This is a genomic window from Streptomyces sp. NPDC057963 (assembly GCF_042887155.1).
In the GTDB taxonomy this organism is placed as follows: domain Bacteria; phylum Actinomycetota; class Actinomycetes; order Streptomycetales; family Streptomycetaceae; genus Streptomyces.
Genome location: NZ_JBHVPX010000006.1, coordinates 206,822 through 225,929, shown reverse-complemented (window position 1 = coordinate 225,929; position 19,108 = coordinate 206,822). Strand labels below are relative to the sequence as shown.

At 70.1% G+C, this 19,108-nt stretch carries 26 protein-coding genes; 11 read left to right on the top strand and 15 right to left on the bottom strand.

The window, feature by feature from the left end; genetic code table 11:
• Nucleotides 1-185: 185 nt before the first annotated feature.
• Both ACFVT1_RS16590 and ACFVT1_RS16585 read left to right on the top strand, forming a co-directional pair.
• On the top strand, nucleotides 186-695 hold the full coding sequence (locus tag ACFVT1_RS16590) for an RICIN domain-containing protein (protein WP_389795783.1): 510 nt from the start codon (nucleotides 186-188) through the stop codon (nucleotides 693-695).
• A gap of 138 nt (nucleotides 696-833) precedes the next feature.
• Nucleotides 834-908, top strand: coding sequence for a hypothetical protein (locus tag ACFVT1_RS16585; protein WP_389796193.1), 75 nt, complete (start codon nucleotides 834-836; stop codon nucleotides 906-908).
• Between the two features lie 14 nt (nucleotides 909-922).
• On the opposite strand, the gene ACFVT1_RS16580 is transcribed toward ACFVT1_RS16585, so the two are convergent.
• From ACFVT1_RS16580 to ACFVT1_RS16555, 6 genes are all read right to left on the bottom strand, one after another.
• Nucleotides 923-1,237, bottom strand: a complete 315-nt coding sequence (locus ACFVT1_RS16580) for a hypothetical protein (protein WP_389795781.1) — start codon at nucleotides 1,235-1,237, stop codon at nucleotides 923-925.
• Nucleotides 1,238-1,533: 296 nt separating this feature from the next.
• A complete protein-coding gene (locus ACFVT1_RS16575; RefSeq protein ID WP_389795779.1) occupies nucleotides 1,534-1,881 on the bottom strand; it encodes a hypothetical protein in 348 nt (115 codons plus the stop codon).
• A 17-nt stretch (nucleotides 1,882-1,898) separates the two neighbouring features.
• Nucleotides 1,899-2,120, bottom strand: coding sequence for a holin (locus ACFVT1_RS16570; protein WP_389795777.1), 222 nt, complete (start codon nucleotides 2,118-2,120; stop codon nucleotides 1,899-1,901).
• Between the two features lie 2 nt (nucleotides 2,121-2,122).
• Nucleotides 2,123-2,980, bottom strand: a complete 858-nt coding sequence (locus ACFVT1_RS16565) for an N-acetylmuramoyl-L-alanine amidase (protein ID WP_389795775.1) — start codon at nucleotides 2,978-2,980, stop codon at nucleotides 2,123-2,125.
• 64 nt (nucleotides 2,981-3,044) lie between these two features.
• Complete coding sequence (locus ACFVT1_RS16560; protein WP_389795774.1) at nucleotides 3,045-3,377, bottom strand: hypothetical protein; 333 nt, start codon at nucleotides 3,375-3,377, stop codon at nucleotides 3,045-3,047.
• Nucleotides 3,378-3,386: 9 nt separating this feature from the next.
• Nucleotides 3,387-3,599, bottom strand: coding sequence for a hypothetical protein (locus tag ACFVT1_RS16555; RefSeq protein ID WP_389795772.1), 213 nt, complete (start codon nucleotides 3,597-3,599; stop codon nucleotides 3,387-3,389).
• Between ACFVT1_RS16555 and ACFVT1_RS16550 the strand changes: the two genes are divergently transcribed.
• From ACFVT1_RS16550 to ACFVT1_RS16540, 3 genes are read left to right on the top strand one after another with little or no spacing between them, the layout of a single operon-like run.
• On the top strand, nucleotides 3,589-3,909 hold the full coding sequence (locus ACFVT1_RS16550) for a hypothetical protein (RefSeq protein WP_389795770.1): 321 nt from the start codon (nucleotides 3,589-3,591) through the stop codon (nucleotides 3,907-3,909). The genes ACFVT1_RS16555 and ACFVT1_RS16550 overlap by 11 nt on opposite strands.
• The gene (locus ACFVT1_RS16545) at nucleotides 3,906-4,259 is read left to right on the top strand and encodes a hypothetical protein (RefSeq protein WP_389795768.1); all 354 of its coding nucleotides are present in this window, start codon (nucleotides 3,906-3,908) and stop codon (nucleotides 4,257-4,259) included. Before ACFVT1_RS16550 ends, ACFVT1_RS16545 begins: the two co-directional genes overlap by 4 nt.
• Before the next feature lie 34 nt (nucleotides 4,260-4,293).
• Nucleotides 4,294-5,109, top strand: a complete 816-nt coding sequence (locus ACFVT1_RS16540; protein ID WP_389795767.1) for an exodeoxyribonuclease III — start codon at nucleotides 4,294-4,296, stop codon at nucleotides 5,107-5,109.
• 34 nt (nucleotides 5,110-5,143) lie between these two features.
• Here ACFVT1_RS16540 and ACFVT1_RS16535 read toward each other — a convergent pair whose 3' ends face one another.
• The gene (locus ACFVT1_RS16535) at nucleotides 5,144-5,803 is read right to left on the bottom strand and encodes a MerR family transcriptional regulator (protein WP_389796191.1); all 660 of its coding nucleotides are present in this window, start codon (nucleotides 5,801-5,803) and stop codon (nucleotides 5,144-5,146) included.
• Nucleotides 5,804-5,971: 168 nt separating this feature from the next.
• Between ACFVT1_RS16535 and ACFVT1_RS16530 the strand changes: the two genes are divergently transcribed.
• From ACFVT1_RS16530 to ACFVT1_RS16515, 4 genes are all read left to right on the top strand, one after another.
• Nucleotides 5,972-7,495 carry a flavin-containing monooxygenase gene (locus ACFVT1_RS16530; RefSeq protein WP_389795765.1) on the top strand — a complete coding sequence of 508 codons (1,524 nt, stop codon included), beginning with the start codon at nucleotides 5,972-5,974 and terminating at the stop codon, nucleotides 7,493-7,495.
• Nucleotides 7,492-8,496, top strand: coding sequence for an alpha/beta fold hydrolase (locus tag ACFVT1_RS16525; protein WP_389795763.1), 1,005 nt, complete (start codon nucleotides 7,492-7,494; stop codon nucleotides 8,494-8,496). The genes ACFVT1_RS16530 and ACFVT1_RS16525 overlap by 4 nt, the downstream gene beginning before the upstream one ends.
• Entirely contained in the window at nucleotides 8,493-9,386 is an 894-nt protein-coding gene (locus tag ACFVT1_RS16520; RefSeq protein WP_389795762.1) for an SDR family oxidoreductase, read from the top strand. The genes ACFVT1_RS16525 and ACFVT1_RS16520 overlap by 4 nt, the downstream gene beginning before the upstream one ends.
• 85 nt (nucleotides 9,387-9,471) lie before the next feature.
• Nucleotides 9,472-9,747: a hypothetical protein gene (locus ACFVT1_RS16515; RefSeq protein ID WP_389795760.1), complete on the top strand. Its 276-nt coding sequence runs from the start codon at nucleotides 9,472-9,474 to the stop codon at nucleotides 9,745-9,747.
• Between the two features lie 206 nt (nucleotides 9,748-9,953).
• Here the strand turns inward: ACFVT1_RS16515 and ACFVT1_RS16510 are convergent, their stop codons facing one another.
• The 7 genes from ACFVT1_RS16510 to ACFVT1_RS16480 all read right to left on the bottom strand — a co-directional run bounded on the left by ACFVT1_RS16510 (nucleotide 9,954) and on the right by ACFVT1_RS16480 (nucleotide 17,110).
• Nucleotides 9,954-10,829 (bottom strand): geranyl diphosphate 2-C-methyltransferase, encoded by an 876-nt coding sequence (locus ACFVT1_RS16510; protein WP_389795759.1) that lies wholly within the window; start codon nucleotides 10,827-10,829, stop codon nucleotides 9,954-9,956.
• Nucleotides 10,830-10,870: 41 nt separating this feature from the next.
• Nucleotides 10,871-12,202 (bottom strand): family 2 encapsulin nanocompartment cargo protein terpene cyclase, encoded by a 1,332-nt coding sequence (locus ACFVT1_RS16505; RefSeq protein ID WP_389795758.1) that lies wholly within the window; start codon nucleotides 12,200-12,202, stop codon nucleotides 10,871-10,873.
• 5 nt (nucleotides 12,203-12,207) lie between these two features.
• Nucleotides 12,208-13,635 (bottom strand): family 2B encapsulin nanocompartment shell protein, encoded by a 1,428-nt coding sequence (locus tag ACFVT1_RS16500; RefSeq protein WP_389795756.1) that lies wholly within the window; start codon nucleotides 13,633-13,635, stop codon nucleotides 12,208-12,210.
• Nucleotides 13,636-14,060: 425 nt separating this feature from the next.
• Nucleotides 14,061-15,119, bottom strand: a complete 1,059-nt coding sequence (locus tag ACFVT1_RS16495; RefSeq protein WP_389795755.1) for a threonine/serine dehydratase — start codon at nucleotides 15,117-15,119, stop codon at nucleotides 14,061-14,063.
• Between the two features lie 234 nt (nucleotides 15,120-15,353).
• Nucleotides 15,354-15,755, bottom strand: a complete 402-nt coding sequence (locus ACFVT1_RS16490; RefSeq protein WP_389795753.1) for a hypothetical protein — start codon at nucleotides 15,753-15,755, stop codon at nucleotides 15,354-15,356.
• Nucleotides 15,756-15,936: 181 nt separating this feature from the next.
• Entirely contained in the window at nucleotides 15,937-16,278 is a 342-nt protein-coding gene (locus ACFVT1_RS16485) for a DUF397 domain-containing protein (RefSeq protein WP_389795752.1), read from the bottom strand.
• Nucleotides 16,259-17,110 carry a helix-turn-helix domain-containing protein gene (locus ACFVT1_RS16480; protein WP_389795750.1) on the bottom strand — a complete coding sequence of 284 codons (852 nt, stop codon included), beginning with the start codon at nucleotides 17,108-17,110 and terminating at the stop codon, nucleotides 16,259-16,261. Before ACFVT1_RS16480 ends, ACFVT1_RS16485 begins: the two co-directional genes overlap by 20 nt.
• Nucleotides 17,111-17,227: 117 nt before the next feature.
• Here ACFVT1_RS16480 and ACFVT1_RS16475 point away from each other — a divergent pair, with 117 nt between their 5' ends.
• Nucleotides 17,228-17,476 carry a hypothetical protein gene (locus ACFVT1_RS16475; protein WP_389795749.1) on the top strand — a complete coding sequence of 83 codons (249 nt, stop codon included), beginning with the start codon at nucleotides 17,228-17,230 and terminating at the stop codon, nucleotides 17,474-17,476.
• Nucleotides 17,473-17,952: an ATP-binding protein gene (locus tag ACFVT1_RS16470; protein WP_389795747.1), complete on the top strand. Its 480-nt coding sequence runs from the start codon at nucleotides 17,473-17,475 to the stop codon at nucleotides 17,950-17,952. The genes ACFVT1_RS16475 and ACFVT1_RS16470 overlap by 4 nt, the downstream gene beginning before the upstream one ends.
• A gap of 133 nt (nucleotides 17,953-18,085) precedes the next feature.
• Here the strand turns inward: ACFVT1_RS16470 and ACFVT1_RS16465 are convergent, their stop codons facing one another.
• A complete protein-coding gene (locus ACFVT1_RS16465; protein ID WP_389795745.1) occupies nucleotides 18,086-18,982 on the bottom strand; it encodes an RNA polymerase sigma-70 factor in 897 nt (298 codons plus the stop codon).
• Nucleotides 18,983-19,108 lie beyond the last annotated feature (126 nt).

Here is a 19,108-nt window from a genome sequence, read left to right as displayed (position 1 = left end):
GCCGGGCAGGGGGCGTTGTCATGAGCGGCGATTGCCGCTGCTGGGGACTGCCTGAGTGGGTGAGTCGACACACTCCATCGTCGCGGTGCGTTGGCGATGGCAACCCGGGGCGATGCAGTACGTTCGCAACGCTACGTGTTCAGTTGAACGCGAAGTGCGATCGCTTCGAAGTAGAGGAGTCCTTCATGCGCATTCGATCTGCCTGCGTCATGGCCGCCGCCGTCCTGACTACGACCGTTCTCGGGGTGGGCACCGCCGATGCGACGGGGCCGTTGAGCGGCACCAAGGTTCGCGCCTGGGCCAGCGGTCTCGTCCTCGGCGTCGCCAGCAACTCGACGGTCGGCGCTGCCCAGCTCCAGTACCAGACTGACACCGACGCCTTGGCCCAGAAGTGGGCCATCGACCCGGTCACCAGCACCACCTTCCTGCTGCGCAATCTCAACAGCGACATGTGCGTCACCGCTATGAGCGGCAGCACCGCGGATGCCCTACAGCAGCGTCCGTGCGATCCCCGGTGGGAAGAGCAGACCTTCACTTTGGCGGACTCCAGCAAGCCCAACCGGCACCTGCTGCGCAACCTGGCCTACAACAAGTGCATGCAGCAACTGTCCTCCACCGCCACGCCCACCATCGCCGTTTTGAACGACTGCGCCCCCGCCAACAACTACCAGGCCCACTCGTTCGACGTCCGCTGACCTCTTCAGGGAGGCTGGGCCCACCGGTACGAAGCAGCATGAAGTGGGGCTTGGCAGCGGACAGCGCGGACGTGGACCATGTGCGTCCGCTGCCCCTCGGTGGCGAGGACATAGACAGCAACGTCCAAGTTCCGTGCCATGGGTGCGGCAACCGAGTTCGGGGTGGCGTGCCCGGCAGGGTGGCGACGTCCAACCACCCTGTCGCCTGAGTAACAGGTCTAAAAGGATCAGCCCCTGTTCATCGCCGCCGGACCGAGGTAGTACCAACCGGCTGAGATGTCCGGTTTCCATTCCGCTAGAGAGCTTGCAGGTTGGCCTTGGGCGAACTTAGCGGTTCCGGACTTGTCGATGGCAGGGATGTGCGCCGGAATGTACTTTCCTCCGCTGACGACGATCACGGGCTGTTCGTCGCGGTACTCGATGGACAGCTTCCCGATGTCCTCGGGCCTGACCTCGGTGGACGGGATGAGGGCAGGCTCAGCGGCTCCGGGCGTGCCCTGGAATGGGGCCGGTCCCTTGGCGTTGGGCGTGTACTCGGGCATGTCGTCTCCTCACCGGTCCGGCACGCTGCCGACCTGCACGGATCTTCCCATGACGTTACGTACCCGTGCCATCACTGTTGGTAGTTCCGGGGGATCCCCCATGCCTCGCAAGCCCCGCTCCCCGCGCTCAGTCCCCTGCCGCACGCAGCCGACGTAGCTGTCAGGTGTCGGCTCGGCCGACGGCAGCGGGCCGACGGACGACACGCCTGCGTCGCGCAGCGTCGTGACGGCACGCCGCGTGCCCCACGTTCCGCCTGCGGCCCGCCGCCGTTCGGCGCCCGCGCTCTCGTGTCGCCTCATCCCCCCGCCCCCTGCGCATTCAGGTACACGGTCAGGATCAGCAGCAGGACCGGTGCGATCAGAGCGGTGAAGATGAGGCGCCGGTCCGCGGCCCGCCGGTCTGAGGCACGCTGATCCTCGTCCCGGCGGTTCTGGGCCGCCTGCTCGCGCGCCTCCTCGATGCCACACACCCGCTCCACGAGGAGCTTCAGCGCGTCGTCGCGCGCCACCTGTTCGAGTTGATAGCGCTCCAGGGAGACCTTGCTGTCGAGCCTGAGCCCCAGCTCCCGGAAGTCGTCCTTGAGGTCGGTGCGGACATCTTCGAGTCGGCGCATCACCTCGCCGAGAGTCGGCTCATCAGGCACGTGCTACTCCACTTACATCAGGCGTTGGTCGGGCGGCGCGGGCTGTGCCTGGCCTGGTACCCGGCCAGCCACGTCAGCCCGGCCGGGACCAGGGCGAGGAGCGGCGCCTGAAGCCACGACGGCAGCGGGCCGAGGAGCGAGCTGTCGGCGGCCACGTCGTTCAGTACGGCGATAGCAACGCCCACGCCGAACGTTGCTGCGGTCGACGCCTTGACCTTCGCTTCGATGGGTGCGGCCATGGTCACTTCTCCTTCTTCAGATCGGCGACGTCCGCGCGGAGCTGGCGGACTTCGTTGAGGATGTGGGCGAGGTAGTACCCGGCGCCGTGCTCGACTCGGCCGGACGAGGTGCCCTTGGCGGTGGTGCCGATCTCTCCGATGGAGAGGAGGTTGGTGTGCAGGGCGGTGACCTTGCTGTCGGTGCTCGCCACGGGCTTCTCCTTCGGCGGAGCGGGTACGGGGCTGCTGGTGCTGGGTGACCAGCTGGCGGGGTGCTTCAGCCGCTCGGCGACACTGGCCCGGAGGTCGGCCATGGTGAAGCCGCGCGGGTCGACCTTGTCGCTCGACCACTCCAGGTGGCCGATCACGGACTTCGCCGACCACCCGTGCGCGCGGCACAGGGCGGCCTGGACACGCACGATCGCGTCGTACTGCACCTTGGGCCAGGGGGCCTTGCCGTCACCCAGGTTCTCGCACTCCCACCCGTAGAACCGGGCGTTGCCGTCGGTTCCGTTCGCGTTGCCCTTCGTGGGCGGGGTCGGGTGGGTGCCGTAGGACTCGGTGATGACCTGGTCCAGGACGTGCGCGTCACCGCCCCCGGCGTGGTTCGTCCGGCCCCAGCCGACCATGTGCACCCGGCCGTCCTTCGCGATCATCCCGTGGCACAGAGGGCCCGGCAGAGCTGTGTATCCGTCACGGACCATGGCGACCGTGGATGCGGTGCCCTTCGTCACGGTGTGGTGCACGATCGAGCCGTTCAGCGGCCCCCACGCGCCCTTCGTGTTGCGGTTGTGCGTCCGCCAGTTGCCGACCTCAACCACGGTCACGCCCTCGGCGCGCAGGGCAGTGAGGACGGCGGACGCGGACAGGGGTGTTGCCATGGGTGTCTCCAGACATGAAAAAGGCCCCGGCCGGTCGGCGCGGGGCGTACGAGTGGGGGCGGGGTCAGGCCGGAACCATGGCCGTCCAGTGCACTGGGATGCCCGTCCAGGTATCAGGGCCCTCCGCCGAGTCCGTCAGCAAGACGAACAACGTGAACCCGGTCTGCCCGACGTTGATCGGGCGGGCCTCGAAACGGCCGGTGGTCCCGGACCCGGATGCAATCTCGGCGGCCATGATCGGCGCCACGGGGAAGGGGACAGGGAAGTCGACCCGCTGTGTGTAGCTGGTCAAATTCGTGAACGACACGGTGACAATGCCCGCCTGGTAGTCCTTCGCGGCCAGGCGTCCGGCGGTGATCCGCATGCCGGGCTGCCACAGGGGGGCCGGTACAGCCATGGGTGCCTCCTACAGGGCGACGATGGTGGGGACGGCGAGACGAACATCCGTACCGGAGGAGTGGGCCTTCGCGATGCCGTTGACGGCGCGGGTGACCGTGAACGTCTGCGGGGACGTTGCCCCGCTGATGCTGTGCACGGTGACGACTTCGCCGCCGAGCCGGACATCGAACGGCATTTCTGCCGAATCGGTGGTCCACACCCGTCCGACGGTGGTTGCCACAGACAACGTCGTGGCCGTCGCCGACACCGCGGCGGCCAGGGCGGACCCGTCCGTGTCGACGAAGCCCGGAGCCAAGGCGCCCGAGCAGCAGCAGGCCGCCGAGGCGACGCCGTCGGATGCCGTGCTCGTTGCGGAAACCGCCCGAGCCCGCGAGGCCATGTTTGCCGCCGCGGACCGCGCCGGGCTTAGCCCGGAAGAGGCCAACCAGGCGTTCCAGGCCGCCCACGGCTGCGCCGCCGTCTGGGGCACCGCTGAACAGCTCTGCTCGCAGACCGCCGACCTGCTCACCGCCATCGGGGCGAGCGCATGACCGAGCAGACCAACCTGCGCACCGATCGGGCCATGAACCCGGAAGACTACGGGCCGGGCGAATATGAGGCGGCCCGCGACCGAATCCGGCAGCAGCAATCGGTAAACACCGCAGCTATGGAGCGTGCCGCCGCGGTCGAGTCGACGCCGCACCGCGCCGACTACGCGCCGGTAGTAATGGAGCTGGTGGGTATCTGGGAAGACGCGCACGACAGCGAAAAGAACGCCCTGCTCAGGCAGTTGGTACGCCGGGTAGCGCTGGTTCGCACCGACAGCGAGGCGGCCATCGAGGTACACCCGGTATGGGAGCCTGACCCGTGGGTCGAGGCTGAGGCTGAGGCCACCGAGTAGCCCAGCAGAAACGTACATACCGCAGGAGCATGTTTTGTACACAGTGACCACCGTCAATGTAAACGGGCTCCGCGCTGCGGCCAAGAAGGGCTTCGTCGAGTGGCTGGCCCGGACCGAAGCCGATGTGATCTGCCTGCAGGAAGTGCGGGCCGAGCCGCAGCAGCTGCCCGCCGGGGTGGGCGACCCCGAGGGCTGGCACACCGTGCACGCTCCGGCCGCCGCCAAGGGGCGGGCCGGGGTCTCCCTCTACACCCGGCGTGCGCCGGAGCGCGTGCAGATCGGGTTCGGCGGCTTCGGGGACGCCGGGGCCGCGGAGTTCGATGCGAGCGGCCGTTACATCGAGGTCGACCTGCCCGGTGTCACGGTCGCGAGCCTGTATCTGCCCTCCGGTGAGGTCGGCACGGAGAAGCAGGAGGAGAAGGAACGGTTCATGGCCGCGTTCCTCCCGTATCTGAAGGGCCTGCGGGCACGGGCCGCGGCGGACGGCCGGGAGGTCGTGGTCTGCGGCGACTGGAACATCGCCCACCAGGAGGCCGACCTGAAGAACTGGAGGGGCAACAAGAAGAACTCCGGCTTCCTCCCCGAGGAGCGGGAGTGGCTGACCCGGGTCTTCGACGAGGCCGCGTACGTCGATGTCGTGCGGGCGTTGCATCCGGAGGAGGAAGGGCCGTACTCGTGGTGGTCCTATCGCGGGCGGGCCTTCGACAACGACACGGGCTGGCGGATCGACTACCAGGTGGCGACGCCGGGGCTGGCCGCCCGTGCGGTGAAGGGCTGGGTCGAGCGGGCCGCGACGCACGGCGAGCGGTGGAGCGACCACGCACCGGTGACGGTGGTCTTCGACCTGTAGGTCTCCGGGGGTGCGGAGCCCGGGGCCCGCTCCGTCAGGGGGCCGGCGGGCGGGCGGTGCCCCCGTGGCGCAGGCGGCGGTCCAGGGCCATGGAGAGCTCGGCGTCCATCACCGCGCGGGCCAGCGGGCGGAGTTGGGGCGGTTCGGGTTCGCCGCCGCGGGCATCTTCGTCGCTGTGGGCTTCGAGGACACTCACGAAGAGTTCGGCGAGCGCGTCCGCGTGCTCGCGGACGCGGCGGCCGGTCGAGAGCACCGTCGCGAGCGGCACCCCTTCCCGTACCAGCTCCGCCGAGACCTCCAGGAGGCGGCGGCTGATGTGGACGATCTCGTCGCCGTCGGTGGCCAGATAGCCCAGGTCGAGGGCGGCGGCCAGGTTCTCCGGGGTGACCTCGCCCTCGAAGTGGTCCGCGAGCTGTTCGGGGGTGAGGCGGACCGGGGTCTCCTCGGTCGGCCCGCCCAGGCCCAGCACCTCGGCGACGTCGCGCCCGCTCTCGAAGGTGCGGGCGAGATCGGCGATGCCGGTCAGGGTGTGGCCGCGCTCCAGCAGGCCCGCGATGGTGCGTAGCCGGGCCAGGTGGTGGTCGTCGTACCAGGCGATGCGCCCCTCGCGGCGGGGCGGCGAGATCAGGCCGCGCTCCCGGTAGAAGCGCACGGTCCGTACGGGGATGCCGGCCTCCTCGGCCAGCTCCTCCATCCGGTATTCGCGGTGCTCGCGTCCTTCAGCCACACCCGCACCCTATGTCGTACCGTCGGTAACTTTCCCTCGTCGCACCCCTACCCATCGGTACGGGGCTGCTCTACCCTCCCAACAATGCCAGCGATTGCTGGCAGAGTCGTGTGACGTACCGCGGGAGGCGGCAGCATGGCCCAGCACGAGCACGTACGAGTGGCGGTGATCGGATCCGGATTCGGGGGCCTCGGGGCCGCGGTCCGGCTGCGCCGCGAAGGCATCACGGACTTCGTCGTCCTGGAGCGGGCCGGCTCCGTCGGCGGCACCTGGCGCGACAACAGCTACCCGGGCTGCGCCTGTGACGTACCGTCCCACCTCTACTCGTTCTCGTTCGCGCCCAACCCCGAGTGGCCGCGCACCTTCTCCGGGCAGGGGCACATCCGCGCCTACCTGGAGCACGTCGCGGACACCTTCGGGCTGCGCCCGCACATCAGGCTCAACCATGAAGTCATGAGGATGAGTTGGGACCGCGACGCGCTGCACTGGGTCATCGGGACCGGCAACGGGGCCACGTTCACCGCCGATGTCGTCGTCTCCGCGACCGGCCCGCTCTCCGACCCGAAGACGCCGGACATCCCCGGTCTCGACAGCTTCCCCGGCAAGGTCTTCCACTCGGCCCGCTGGGACCACGACTACGACCTGACCGGCAAGCGCGTCGCGATGATCGGCACCGGCGCCTCCGCCATCCAGATCGTCCCCGCGATCCAGCCGAAGGCCGGCAGGCTGACCCTCTTCCAGCGCACCCCGCCCTGGGTCATGCCCCGCATGGACCGCAGGATCAGCGGCGCCGAGCGCTGGCTGCACCGCACGCTCCCCATCACCGGCACGGCGCGCCGCGGACTGCTCTGGGGCATAAGGGAGTTGCAGGTCAGCGCCTTCACCAAGCGCCCCGACGAACTGGGCCTGGTCGAGAAGATAGCCAAGTCCCACATGGCCCGGTCCATCAAGGACCCGGCGCTGCGCGCCAAGCTGACCCCCTCGTACCGCATCGGCTGCAAGCGCATCCTGCTCTCCAGCGCCTACTACCCGGCGCTCGCCCAGCCCAATGTGGATGTGGTCGCCTCCGGTCTGGCCGAGGTGCGCGGCTCCACGGTCGTCGCCTCTGACGGTACGGAGGCCGAGGTCGACGCCATCGTCTTCGGCACCGGCTTCCATGTGACCGACATGCCGATCGCCGACCGGGTGGTGGGCGCGGAAGGCATCACGCTCGCCGAGTCCTGGAAGGACGGCATGCAGTCGCTGCGCGGCGCCGGCGCGGCCGGATTCCCCAACTGGATGACGATCATCGGCCCCAACACGGGGCTCGGGAACTCCTCGATGATCCTGATGATCGAGTCCCAGCTGAACTACATGGCCGACTACCTGCGTCAGTTGAACGTGCTGGGCGGCCGCGTCGCACTCGACGCGCGCCCCTCGGCGGTCGGCGCGTGGAACCGCCGCGTCCAGGAGCGGATGAAGCGCACCGTGTGGAACACCGGCGGCTGCACCAGCTGGTACCTGGACGCCAACGGCCGCAACACCACCGTCTGGCCGGGCACCACCGCCGAATTCCGCAAGGCGACGCGGTCGGTCGACCTCGCGGAGTACGAGGTCGTGCGGATACCGAAGCGGGCCGCCGCCCCCGGGCGGCCCGTCGCCGAGGAGGTCGTGGGATGAGCCGGCTGCTGCGGCGGTACGACGCCCCGCCGGTCCCGGCGCGCGAACTTACCGCGCTCTCCGCGGACGGCGCCCGGATCCATGTCGAGGTGCACGGGCGGGACGGCGCCCCCGCGGTGGTCCTGTCGCACGGCTGGACGTGCAGCACCCACTTCTGGGCCGCGCAGGTCCGGGACCTGGCGGCGGACCACCGGGTCGTCGTCTACGACCAGCGGGGCCACGGCCGTTCGCCCGCGGTCGGCCGCGAGGGGTACAGCACGGACGCCCTCGCCGACGACCTCGAAGCGGTGCTGGCCGCCACCCTCGAACCGGGTGAGCGGGCCGTGCTCGCCGGTCACTCCATGGGGGGCATGACGATGATGGCCGCCTCGCGGCGGGCCGGGCTGCGCGCGCACGCGGCCGCCGTCCTGCTGTGCAGCACCGGAAGTTCGCGGCTGATCGACGAGTCGCTGGTGGTGCCGCTGCGGGCCGGGGCGGTCCGGACCCGGGCGACCCGCGCGCTCCTCGGGTCGCGGGCCCCGCTCGGGCCGGTCACACCGGTCTCCAGGCGGATGCTCAAGTACGGCACGATGGGGGCGGGTTCGGCCCCGGAACGGGTCGAGACCTGCGCCCGGATCGTGCACGCGTGCCCGCGGACGGCCAGGGTCGCCTGGGGCCACGTCCTCGCGGAGCTCGATCTCGACGCGGGCGTACGGGAGTTGCGGGTGCCCACCGCGGTGATCGCGGGTACGGAGGACCGGCTGACGCCGCTCGTGCACGCCCGTGCCCTCGCGGCGGCGCTCCCCGACTGCCTGGGCGTCACCGAACTGGCGGGCATGGGGCACATGACACCGGTGGAGGCGCCGGAGGCGGTCACCGCGAAGATCCGCGAGCTCGTCGCCGCGTACGTCCCGGCGGGCGGCGCGGGCCGTGCGGATGGCGCGGGCGGTACGGGCGGTACGGGCAGTGCGGACGGTACGGACGGTACGGACGGTACGGCGGAGAAGGAGGAGGTCGCATGAGTGACTGGCGGAGTCTCGAAGGACAGGTCGTCGTCGTCACGGGAGCGGCGCGCGGCGTGGGTGAACTGCTGGCGCGCAAGCTCTCGGCGCGCGGTGCGAAGCTCGCGCTGGTCGGCCTGGAGCCGGACGAGCTGAAGAAGGTCTCCGAGCGGCTGCACGCGGAGAGCGACCACTGGTACGCGGACGTCACGGACCACGCGGCGATGGCGCGCGTCGCCGAGGAGGTCAAGCAGCGGTTCGGCAAGGTCGACGTCGTCGTCGCCAACGCCGGAGTCGCGTCCGGCGGTCTGTTCGTCGACTCCGACCCGGACGAGTGGCGGCGGGTCATCGAGGTCAATCTGATCGGCGGGGCGGTGACGGGGCGGGCGTTCCTGCCGGTGCTCATGGAGAGCCGCGGGTACTTCCTGCAGATCGCCTCGCTCGCGGCGCTGACGCCGGCGCCGATGATGACCGCGTACTGCGCGTCCAAGTCGGGCGTGGAGGCGTTCGCGCACAGCCTGCGGGCCGAGGTCGGCTACCGCGGGGTGAAGGTCGGGGTCGGCTACCTGTCCTGGACCGACACCGACATGGTGCGGGGCGCCGACCAGGACGACGTCATGCGGGAACTGCGGCAGCGGCTGCCCTGGCCGTCGAACCGCACCTATCCGCTGGGTCCGGCGGTCGACCGGATCGTGGCCGGTATCGAGCGGCGGTCCGCGCATGTGTACGCGCAGTGGTGGCTGCGCGGGATGCAGTCCGTACGGGGCTACCTCCCCGCCGTGATCGGGGTCGTCGGCCAGCGGGAGATGCGGAGGTTCGGGGCGCGGCTGGAGGGCGTGAGCAGGGGACTCGTGGGCGCCGGAGGCGCCGCGGACCAGGACGCGAGGGCGGTGCGTACGCAGCGTAAGTGATCGAAATGCGGTGGATGTCGGGGCGTGTAACTCTGGTCGAGGTCCTTACGGACCGTCCCCCACGCACCCACTAGGAGTGAACAGCATGGGTATCGCAGACCAGTTCAAGGACAAGGCGCAGGAGCTCGCCGACCAGGCGAAGAAGAAGGCGAACGAGGGCCGCGAGGGCCACGAGGGCCGCGGCGGGGCTCGGAGCCAGGGCCGCGAGGGCCACGAGGGCCACGAGGGCCGCGGCGAGGCTCGGAGCCAGGGCCGCGAGCGGGCGCAGGGCGCGTCCGAGCGGACCTCGAAGACGTCGCAGCAGGGCCGCGGCCGGGTCCAGGACGCTGCGGACGACATACGCGAGCGTCGCGACCGCTGACGCGACGCGATGCGCGGCACCGCGCGTTGTCTGTGTGGGGCGTGCCCGGGACTCCGGGTGCGCCCCACATGTGTGCGGGGCGCGTCCGGAGTCCCGGGCACGCCCCGCACACGCGGCACCGATCGTGGGCGACGGGGCGGCTCCCGCCGACCGTGTCGCCGCCCCCGGCGGCCGGTACGGCGGGGGATCCGTCGTCCGCCTTCGGGTCAGATGCGGTCGGCGACGATGAGGAGGTAGTGGAAGCTGCCTTCCTTGTAGGCGGTGAGGAAGGGGTCTTCGATGCCGGTGGCCACGGAGGACTCGGCGCGCAGTTCCCAGTACGGAATGGTGTCCGGGGTCAGGTCGACCACCTGGATGGGTACGAGGTTGTTGGCGGCGAGCGCCTTGAAGTAGTCGCCGCGCGGGTGGATGTTGCACGTGTAGTGCTCGTCGATGCGGCTGACCGCCTTGGAGCGCAGGCCGGTGACGTCGTTGGAGCAGCCGGTGATGCAGACGTAGCGGCCGCCGTACTCCAGCAGCCGCGAGAACTCGCCGAAGAGCTCGTTCAGGTCCACGTACATGGTGGTCTCGTTGGTCCAGATCGCGCGGCGCGAGCCGGTGTCGAGACGGGTGTCCAGCATGTTGCGGAAGTGGAAGCGGACCTTGTCGGCGACACCCCGCTTCTCGGCCTGCTTGTTGGCGAAGGCAACCTGCTGTTCGGAGATGCTCACGCCGTCCATGTGGCAGCCGAAGCGCGCGTTGGCCATGAAGCTGGTGCCGCCCCGGCCGGAGCCGGCGTCCAGCAGGTGGTCGCCGGGGGCGATGGCGCCGAGGTGGTCGAGCAGGACGTCGGCCTGGGCCGTCTCCAGACGGTGGAGTTCCTCGATGATGCGCTGGTCCCGGGTCTCGGCCGGACCCTCCAGGACGGAGCGGTCGTATGCGCCGAGACCGTAGTGGTGGTGGTAGAGGCCGTCGACCTCGCCGAGCCGGATGTTGACGGGGTCCTTCTCCTTGTTCCAGTAGTCCGCCACCGACTTCTGGTAATCGGTGCGCAGCACGTCGCGCATGGCGAGGTTCTCCATCGTGGTGCCGATCTTCGACATGGGGGGTCCTTACTCGTGTTGTGGGGGAGGGGCCGGCGGTGTCAGGCCGGGCCGGCGGGCGCGTGGTAGCGGGCGCTGCCCGCGTGCCATTCACGGCTGCCGCCCAGCCAGGCCCACAGACCGGCCAGGAACCGGGCCAGTGCGGGAGAACCGGTGACGGCCAGCGCCGCCGCCTCGGCCTCGTAGGTGTGCATCAGTTCGTCGTGGATCGCGACCGTGCGCTCGACGGCTTCGTCGAGCGAGCACTGCTCCTCCAGGGCGATCAGCCGCGGCAGGCTGAAGTCGGTCGGATCCTCCTTGCCCATGGAGTAGAGGTCGTTGACGATGACGCTGGCGGATCCGGCCATGGTGAACGCACGGCGCACCCGGGGATCGGCGAACTCGGCCGGGGGGAGCTCGTAACCGGCGACCGCGTCGACGAGCGCCATGCACGGCACGAAGCTGTTCTCGTGCCGGTGCATCAGGAACTCCCAGACCGGCGGGGTCTGTTCGGTGGTGTGCCAGACGGCTTCCTGGTTGTATGCCACGAACATGATGGCCAACTCGTGGCGGAGTCGCCGGACTTGTGAGGCCGTGGCGTAGTGGGCGAGGTTGTCGAGGCCGGAACGGAGCGCGACCATCACCGGGTCCTTGCCGACGACCTCTTCCAGCTGGGGCGCGTACGCCTCGGGAAGGTGCGCCTGGTCGATCACCGAGTGGGCGATCGCGAGGCGCTGGCCCAGCAGTTCGGGGCGTGCCTCTTCGGCCTCGCCGTCGACGTAGTGATCGTCGACCGACCACTCGGACAGCGCGCATTTGGCTGCCGCGAGCAGCCGGTCGGGGTCGTCCGTCTCCGGGTGGGCCAGCATGATGAGCCGTCCGAAGTCGCAGGAGCGGACCCGGTCGAGCTGGCCGGGGTAGATACCGACCTCCCCGGCCCACGCGACGAGCCGTTCATTGACCTCTTGGCCCAGGGCGGGGTCGTCACGTACGGCGGGCGGGCAGTGCAGCACGGGCCCTCGTGGTGTGCCGACGGGGCCTGGTGTGCCGACAGGGGCGGGTGTGCCGACGGGGCCCGGCGGGCGCCCGATGATGTGTACGGCCGAGGAGCCGAGGCCGGTCGGCCCGTCCGGGAGGCTGAGGCCGCGCTCCCGTACGGTCGAGCTCGGCACCGCGGCGGCCGGGACGGTCCCGAGGCGACGCACGGGGACCCGGGCCGCCGACGAGCCCAGCCCGGTCGGGCCCGTCGGGAGTCGGCCGGAATCGCCTGTGGGGCGGGACGGGGCGAACAGGTCGCCGCGGGCGGGTCGCCGCGGGTTGGACAGCAGGGCGGAGATCAGTCCCGCCGTGGTGTGGGCGGCCGCCGGCGCGGCCACCCGGGCGATGAGCGACACCGCGGTCAGCTCCCGTTCAGGCGCGCGACCTCGACGTTCTCCAGGACGCCCAGAGCGTCGGGCACCAGCACCGCTGCGGAGTAGTAGGTGCTGACCAGGTACGAGATGATCGCCTTCTCGTCGATGCCCATGAACCGCACGTTCAGACCCGGCTCGATCTCGTCCGGGATCCCGGTCTGGTACAGGCCGATGACGCCTTGGTCGTCCTGGCCGGTGCGCATGGCGATGATCGAGGACGTGCCCTGCTTGGTGACCGGGATCTTGCCGCACGGCAGCAGCGGCACCCCCCGCCACGCGGGCAGATGGTTCCCGTTGATCTCCACCCCGCTGAAGTAGATGCCTCGCTTGTTGCACTCCCGGCCGAAGGCGGCAATCGCCTTGGGGTGTGCGAACAGGCAGCGGGTGCCGCGGCGCATGCTCAGCAGCTCGTCCAGGTCGTCCGGGGTCGGCGGCCCGGAGAACGTGGAGATCCGCTGGTCGTATTCGGCGTTGTGCAGCATGCCGAAGTCCCTGTTGTTGACCAGCTCGTATTCCTGCCGCTCCCGCAGCGCCTCGACCGTGAGCCGCAACTGCTGCTCGGTCTGGTTCATCGGCTTGTTGTAGAGGTCGGCGACCCGCGTGTGCACCTTCAGTACGGTCTGCGCCACATCCAGCTCGTACTCGCGCGGGTCCAGTTCGTAGTCGGCGAAGGTGGTCGGCAGCGCCGGCTCCCCCGTGTGACCGGCGGCCAGCACGATGTCGGCCTCACCGGCCCTGTTCACCGGCCTGTGCCCGTCGGAGCCGGCCGCCCGTACGTGCTCGCGCAGGTGCGTGTACCGGTCGGCGACCGCCTTGTAGGCGCTGTGCGGCAGGGCGAGGACCGTGGTGGCGGTCGCCGCGCGGGCGGTGAATCCCCACTTGCTGCTTCCGTTGCCCAGCACGTGGCCACCGAAGACGTCTCCGTCGGCCATCAGGCCGAGGACCGTCTCCGCCCCGTACGGCCCCTTGCCGATCTTCTCGACCTTGCCGTGCGCGATCAGGTAGACGTGGTCGGCCTTGCGGCCCGCCTCGATGACGACCTGGCCCGGCTCGTACTCCTTCTGTACGAACTTCTCGGCCAGCGCGCCCAGCGCGTCACCGTCCGAGAAGCCGCGCAGCAGCGGCAGTTCACCCAGTTCCTCCGGGACGACCTTCACCTTGGCGCCGGACTGGATGAAGCTCACGCGCCCGTCGCCGACCGTGAACGACAGGCGCCGGTTGACCCGGTACGCGCCGCCCGGCACATTCACCCACGGGAGCATCCGGGTCAGCCACCGCGAGCTGATGCCCTGCATCTGGGGCTCGGACTTCGTGGTCGTCGCCAGAGTCCGGGCGGCCTGAGTGCTCAGGCTCTGCTGCTGCTCCGTCTGTTCCTCAGCGTTCGCCGCCGGAGGCGCACTCGTCTCGACAGACATGCCGTACCTCTTCCTGGTCTGCTTTGCTGTTCTTCGCACCACTGGGCGACCGAACGTTCTTCGCACCACTGGGTGGCGCGACTCGCATATGTGGCAGTCACGCTCTGCACACAGAACTAGCAGACGATGAATTACTTTCCGTAATGGAATCGGCGGGCGTGCAGGGGCACATACTGTCGGGCGAATGCGCCCTCTGCGCCCAGGAGGAGGTAAAAGTGCAGGCTTTGGGGGCGTGGGCGGCGGAGAGGCATGACACTCAAGGCGGGTCGAGGTGACAGAGTGAAACTGTCGACGTCAACGCCATATGCATTGCCGTCACGTTTGGTGACTAACGTGGGGGGTGTCCCGACGTTCCTGCGACGGACCGGTTCCACGAGGGCGACCCCGGCCGCCAAGGGGCCTGTGCCCGAACGCGCCAGGCAGTGTCAGCCCGACAGATCGGCACCGGTGGGACAACCGGTCTGCGGGTGTACCAGGTCGCTCGGGTCGGTGTTCGCCCCGCACAGCACGACGGCGATGCGCTCACCACTGCGCGGCCGGTAGCCGTGGCCCGGGGCCGGCGACCCGTTCGGAAGGTCCGGAGCGGTGAGTGCGGCCAGCGCGGTGGCGGCGGCGTGCTCGACGGCGACGCGATGGTGGTCCCACAACTCCTGGCGGGCACGGACGATTTCGCCGTCCGGTACGAGGACGGAGCGGACGTCGTCCTGGCGTGCTGCGTGCAGGGCCAAGGGGGTGGCGCGGCGGGCGCCGAGGGCATCGATGGCGACCGAGTCGACGGGCACGTCGACCGGCCGACCGGCCTCGATGGCGGCGTTCAGCGCCCGGCAGTCCTCCGGCTCGACGGCGACCGTGCGGATTCCGTGGTGCTGGGCGGCGGTGGCGACACCGGCGAACAGGCCGCCGCCGCCGACCGAGACCACCACGGTGTCCAGACCGGGGATCCGGGCGTGGATCTCCCCCAGCAGAGTGCCCGCCCCGGCGGCGATCAGCGGGTGGTCGTAGGCGTGCGCGGCGAGCGCGCCGGACCGGAGGGCGAACTCCTCGCACGCTTCGAGCGCCTCGGCGTACTCCGTGCCGACCACCCGCACGTCCGCCCCGAACTCACGGAGCTTGGCCACCTTCACCGCCGGGGCGACGGTCGGCAGGAACACCGTGGCCCGCACGCCCTGCTGCCGGGCGGCCCACGCGCAGGCCAGCCCGGCGTTGCCGCCGGAGGCGATGGTCACCCCCGCGTCCGGCAGGGTTCCGGCCTCGCGGTGGGCCTGGATGAAGTTCTGCGCGCCGCGCGCCTTGAAGGACCCGGTGTGCTGCATGAACTCCAGGGCGAACCAGACCTCGCAGGGCTCCTCGGCGCGCTCCTCGGGGGAACCGCCGTGCGCCGTACGGATCGTTCCCGGGGCGACGGGAGCGACGGCGACCGGGCGGACGTGCCCGCTGATCCGGTCGGTGGCGGCCTTGATGTCGTCGTACGTGAGCTGCTGCACTTCGTTGCTCCTGCCGGGAGAGGCGACGGCGGGCGGTGAGCCGGGCCGGATCGGTACAGGTCAGGAAGAACGCGCGGACGATCACCGCCCGTCAGCGTTCTGCCCCCGCCTGGTGGAAAACCTACCGATCCGGCGAAGCCGTGTCAGTCGCCCCGTGACCTGCACGGCGCCTCGGCCACTGCGACGCAAGGTCTCGGGACCGGGGCGCTGATGTGCGTCCGGCGCCCGCTCGGCTCAGGACGGGTCGGGAAGGTGGGACCAGCCGGTCCAGTTGCCCCCGTTGTCACGGCAGTCTGCCCACAACCAGCCGTCGGATCCCTTGGCGACGAGGCAGAAGAGGTAGGGGTACACCTCCTGCGTGCGGATGGCGGCCGCGCTGTACCACTCTCCGCCCATGGACGTCCACGAGGTCCAACCCCCGGAGGAGTTCGTCCAGCGCGTCCACACGGCCCGGTCGGTGCCGATCCCGAATTCCTGCTTCGTGCCGTCGGGGAGCGTCGTGGTGCTCATGGCGTACTCGCAAATGAAGGTGCCGCCACCCACGTTGCAGTAGCTGGTCGCCTGCGCCGGGGTGGCTGCCACGGTCATACCCGCAACGACAGCAGCCGTGAGGAGGGCGGCCTTGATTCTCTTCATCCTGAATCCCTTTGTTCGCTCGAACGCCACGTTGGTGAGCCGGGCCCGGCCCGGCCGTGAAGCGGCCGGACCTGTCGGCGCCCTTACTCTTCAGCTCACCGCTGACGTCCTGCTCACGTTCCGCTTGCGCCCACGAACTGCGGCTGCCCGCCCAGGGGTTCGTCGGGGCGTTTGCGGCGGGTCAGGATGTTTTGACGGCCTCGACGAACGGCGTCCAGGCGGACGCGGGAACGACGAGCACCGGGCCCTCGGGGTGCTTGGAGTCGCGGACGGGGACGATGCCGAGGTGGCCGTCCGCGACTTCGAGGCAGTCGCCGCCGGAGGAATTGCTGTGGCTGCTCTTGCGCCAGGTGGCGAACCCTTCGGCGACTTCGAGGCAGTTGCCGCCATCGCCGTTGCTGTGGCTGCTCTTACGCCAGCGGGCGAACCCCTCCGCGACTTCGAGGCAGTCGCCACCACTGCCGTTGCTGTAGCTGCTCTTGCGCCAAGCAGCCACGCGGAGATCAGGACCGATGCGGGCCATGCCGGTACTCCTCAGCCGCCTTCTTGATCAGGTCGAGGGACACCTCCGGCGGCAAGGCGGCGGCCCTCAGTCGATCGTATGCCTTGCGGTACCGCATCACGAGGGACAGATCGTCGATGGTCTGACCGTGGTACGGGCCCTCGGTGTAGAGCAGTGGCGGCTCGTCGTCGAAGTCCATGAAGAGGAGCGGCAGCTCGGTGAGGGGGTGGGCCGGACCATTCCACGGAAGGATCTGTACAACGATGCGACCGCGCCCTACCAGCGCGGCGATATGGTCCAGTTGTTCGGCCATCTCCGCAGGCGGGATGATGGAGTTGCGTACGAGGGACTCGTGCAAAACCACCCAGTACTCGGGCTTCTTGGGGTTATTGAACAGCCGGGCCCGCTGCATCCGAGCCTCGATCCTGGCCCCGCTCTCCTCCTGAGTGCTCAAAGCATGCGTGGAGTGGATGACGGCGTGGGCGTAGGAACTGGTCTGGAGCAGCCCCGGGATGAGTGTGCCCGACCACTGGTCGATGGTCCGTGCCCGTTTCTCCGCTTCCGCTACTGGAGCGAAGAACGCGGCGTGAGCCCCCTGCTTGGCCTTCCGTACGTCCTCGCACCGCCGTTGGAAGAATCCGTCCGTCGCCAGCACCCGGTCCACGTGCTGGGCCAGGTCCTTCGGCATCCGCCGGTGACCGTGCTCGATCTCGCTCAGGTACGTGATGCCGTAGAAGCTGCCGTCCACCAGCTTCTCCAGGGTCAGGCCCGCCTCCTCCCGTTTGAAGCGGAGTTCCTTGCCGTAGAACTGCGGGACGCCCGCCGAGCCGTCGATCTCCTTGCGTGTGGCCACTCTTGACCGCCTTTCGCGCTGTGCGTTGTGGAGCGGGAAATGCTTTCAAGGTAGAGCCCTGTGCGGCACCGTGTGAGGCGTTCGTCACGGTAAGCAACGAAAGGTGGACGGCCCCTCATGGACGACACGCGTCCCACGACCCGCACCCCTCACACGTATGACTCACCCCCCTACGACATCGGCGCGGACATCGATGCACTCCGCGACGCGCTCACCGCGCACGGCATCACCCTGCCGTCGCTCGGCGTCGATCCGCTGACCTTTGCCGCGTGGACGACCCGGCCACCGCTCGTCGCGCTCGGCAACTGCAACGCGGCCACCGCGCGTCGGCTGGCCGAGGCGCTGCACGCGGCGGCCGGTGGATGACCCCGCTGCCGCTCACGGTGGACCTGCTCGCCGTGCCGAAGGCCGTACCGGAGATGCGGGACACCCTGCGGGAGCGGTGCGGGGGCGCCGACTCGCCCGATCTGCTGCTCTGCGTCGGTGAGTTGCTGACCAACGTCATCGTGCATCTCGGTGAGGGGACGCCGGTCACGCTCAGGGTCGCCGGTACACGCTCCGGCCGCATCCGCGTCGAGGTGAGCGATCCCGGGCCCGGTCTCTGGCCGGTTCCCCGCACCGCGGGGGACCGCGACGAGTCGGGGCGTGGGCTCGCGCTCGTGGAGGCGCTGGCGTCGCGATGGGGCGTGGAGCAAGGGGTGCACAGGAAGACGGTCTGGTGCGAGCTGCCGGTGCCCGCGGGGTGGGGCCGGGCGGTGGACGAGCCGGTCGCCGTCGGCCCCGGTGGACCGGGCACAGCAGCCGGCCCGGGTGCGGCGTCCCGGGGCGGCGTGGACGGGTGAGGCGGGGAGCCCTGCCGCACGGCCGGACCGGACCGCACCGGTCGGCCCCGCGGCACCCCGGGCAAGCACGAGGGCGGTGATCGGAATGCGTGGACGGCCCCGGCCGGGTGGGGCCGACGCACACCGCCGGTATTCATCGCAGGGTGAGCGGGGTCTCGGATTCCACGCGGGTCAGCTTCTCCGGGTTGCGGACGTAGTAGAGGCCGACGATGCGCGCGTCCTCGACACGGATCGCCATGACGCCGTCGATCTCACCGTCCAGGCGCAGGACGAGGGCCGGGTTGCCGTTGACCACGGTGGGGCCGCTGGTGAGCGCGCCTTCGGCCTTGCCGGAGCCGCCGATGATGAAGCGGGCCACCTTGTCGGCGCCGACGACCGGCCGCCGCGCGGCCTGTTTGACGCCGCCGCCGTCGCTCATCAGGACGACCTCGGGGGCGAGCACGTCGAGAAGGCTCTGGAGGTCCCCGGTTTCGAGCGCGCGCCGGAACGACTCCAGGGCTGCCCGGGTCTCGCCCGGGGAGACCGCCGTGCGAGGGCGGCGGGCATCGACGTGCCGGCGGGCGCGGTGCGCGATCTGGCGGACGGCCGCGGGGCTCTTGTCGACGGCGGCGGCGATCTCGTCGTAGCCGACGTCGAAGGCCTCGCGCAGCACGAAGACGGCGCGCTCCGTCGGCGACAGCGTTTCGAGGACGAGCATCAGCGCCATCGACACACTCTCGGCGAGTTCGACGTCCTCGGCCACGTCCGGTGCCGTGAGCACCGGCTCGGGCAGCCAGGGGCCGACGTACGCCTCCTTGCGGCGCGTCATCGTGCGAAGCCGGTTGAGCGACTGCCGGGTCGTGATCCGGACCAGGTAGGCGCGCCGGTCGCGCACCTGCTCCAGGTCGACCTCGATCCACCGCAGCCAGGTCTCCTGAAGGACGTCTTCCGCGTCGGCCGCCGATCCGAGCATCTCGTACGCGACGGTGAAGAGCAGATTGCGGTGGGCGACGAAAGCCTCGGTCGCCCGATCGGTGGCGTGGTCGCTCATGTCCCGGCCTCTCTCCTTCACGGTCGGCCCCGGTTGCCGAAGGTCTTCACGCGTGCGTCCACAGCAAGGTCCTCTTTCCTCCGTCGACGGCCGGCCGGTGACCGGTGACCGGCCGTCGGTGACAGG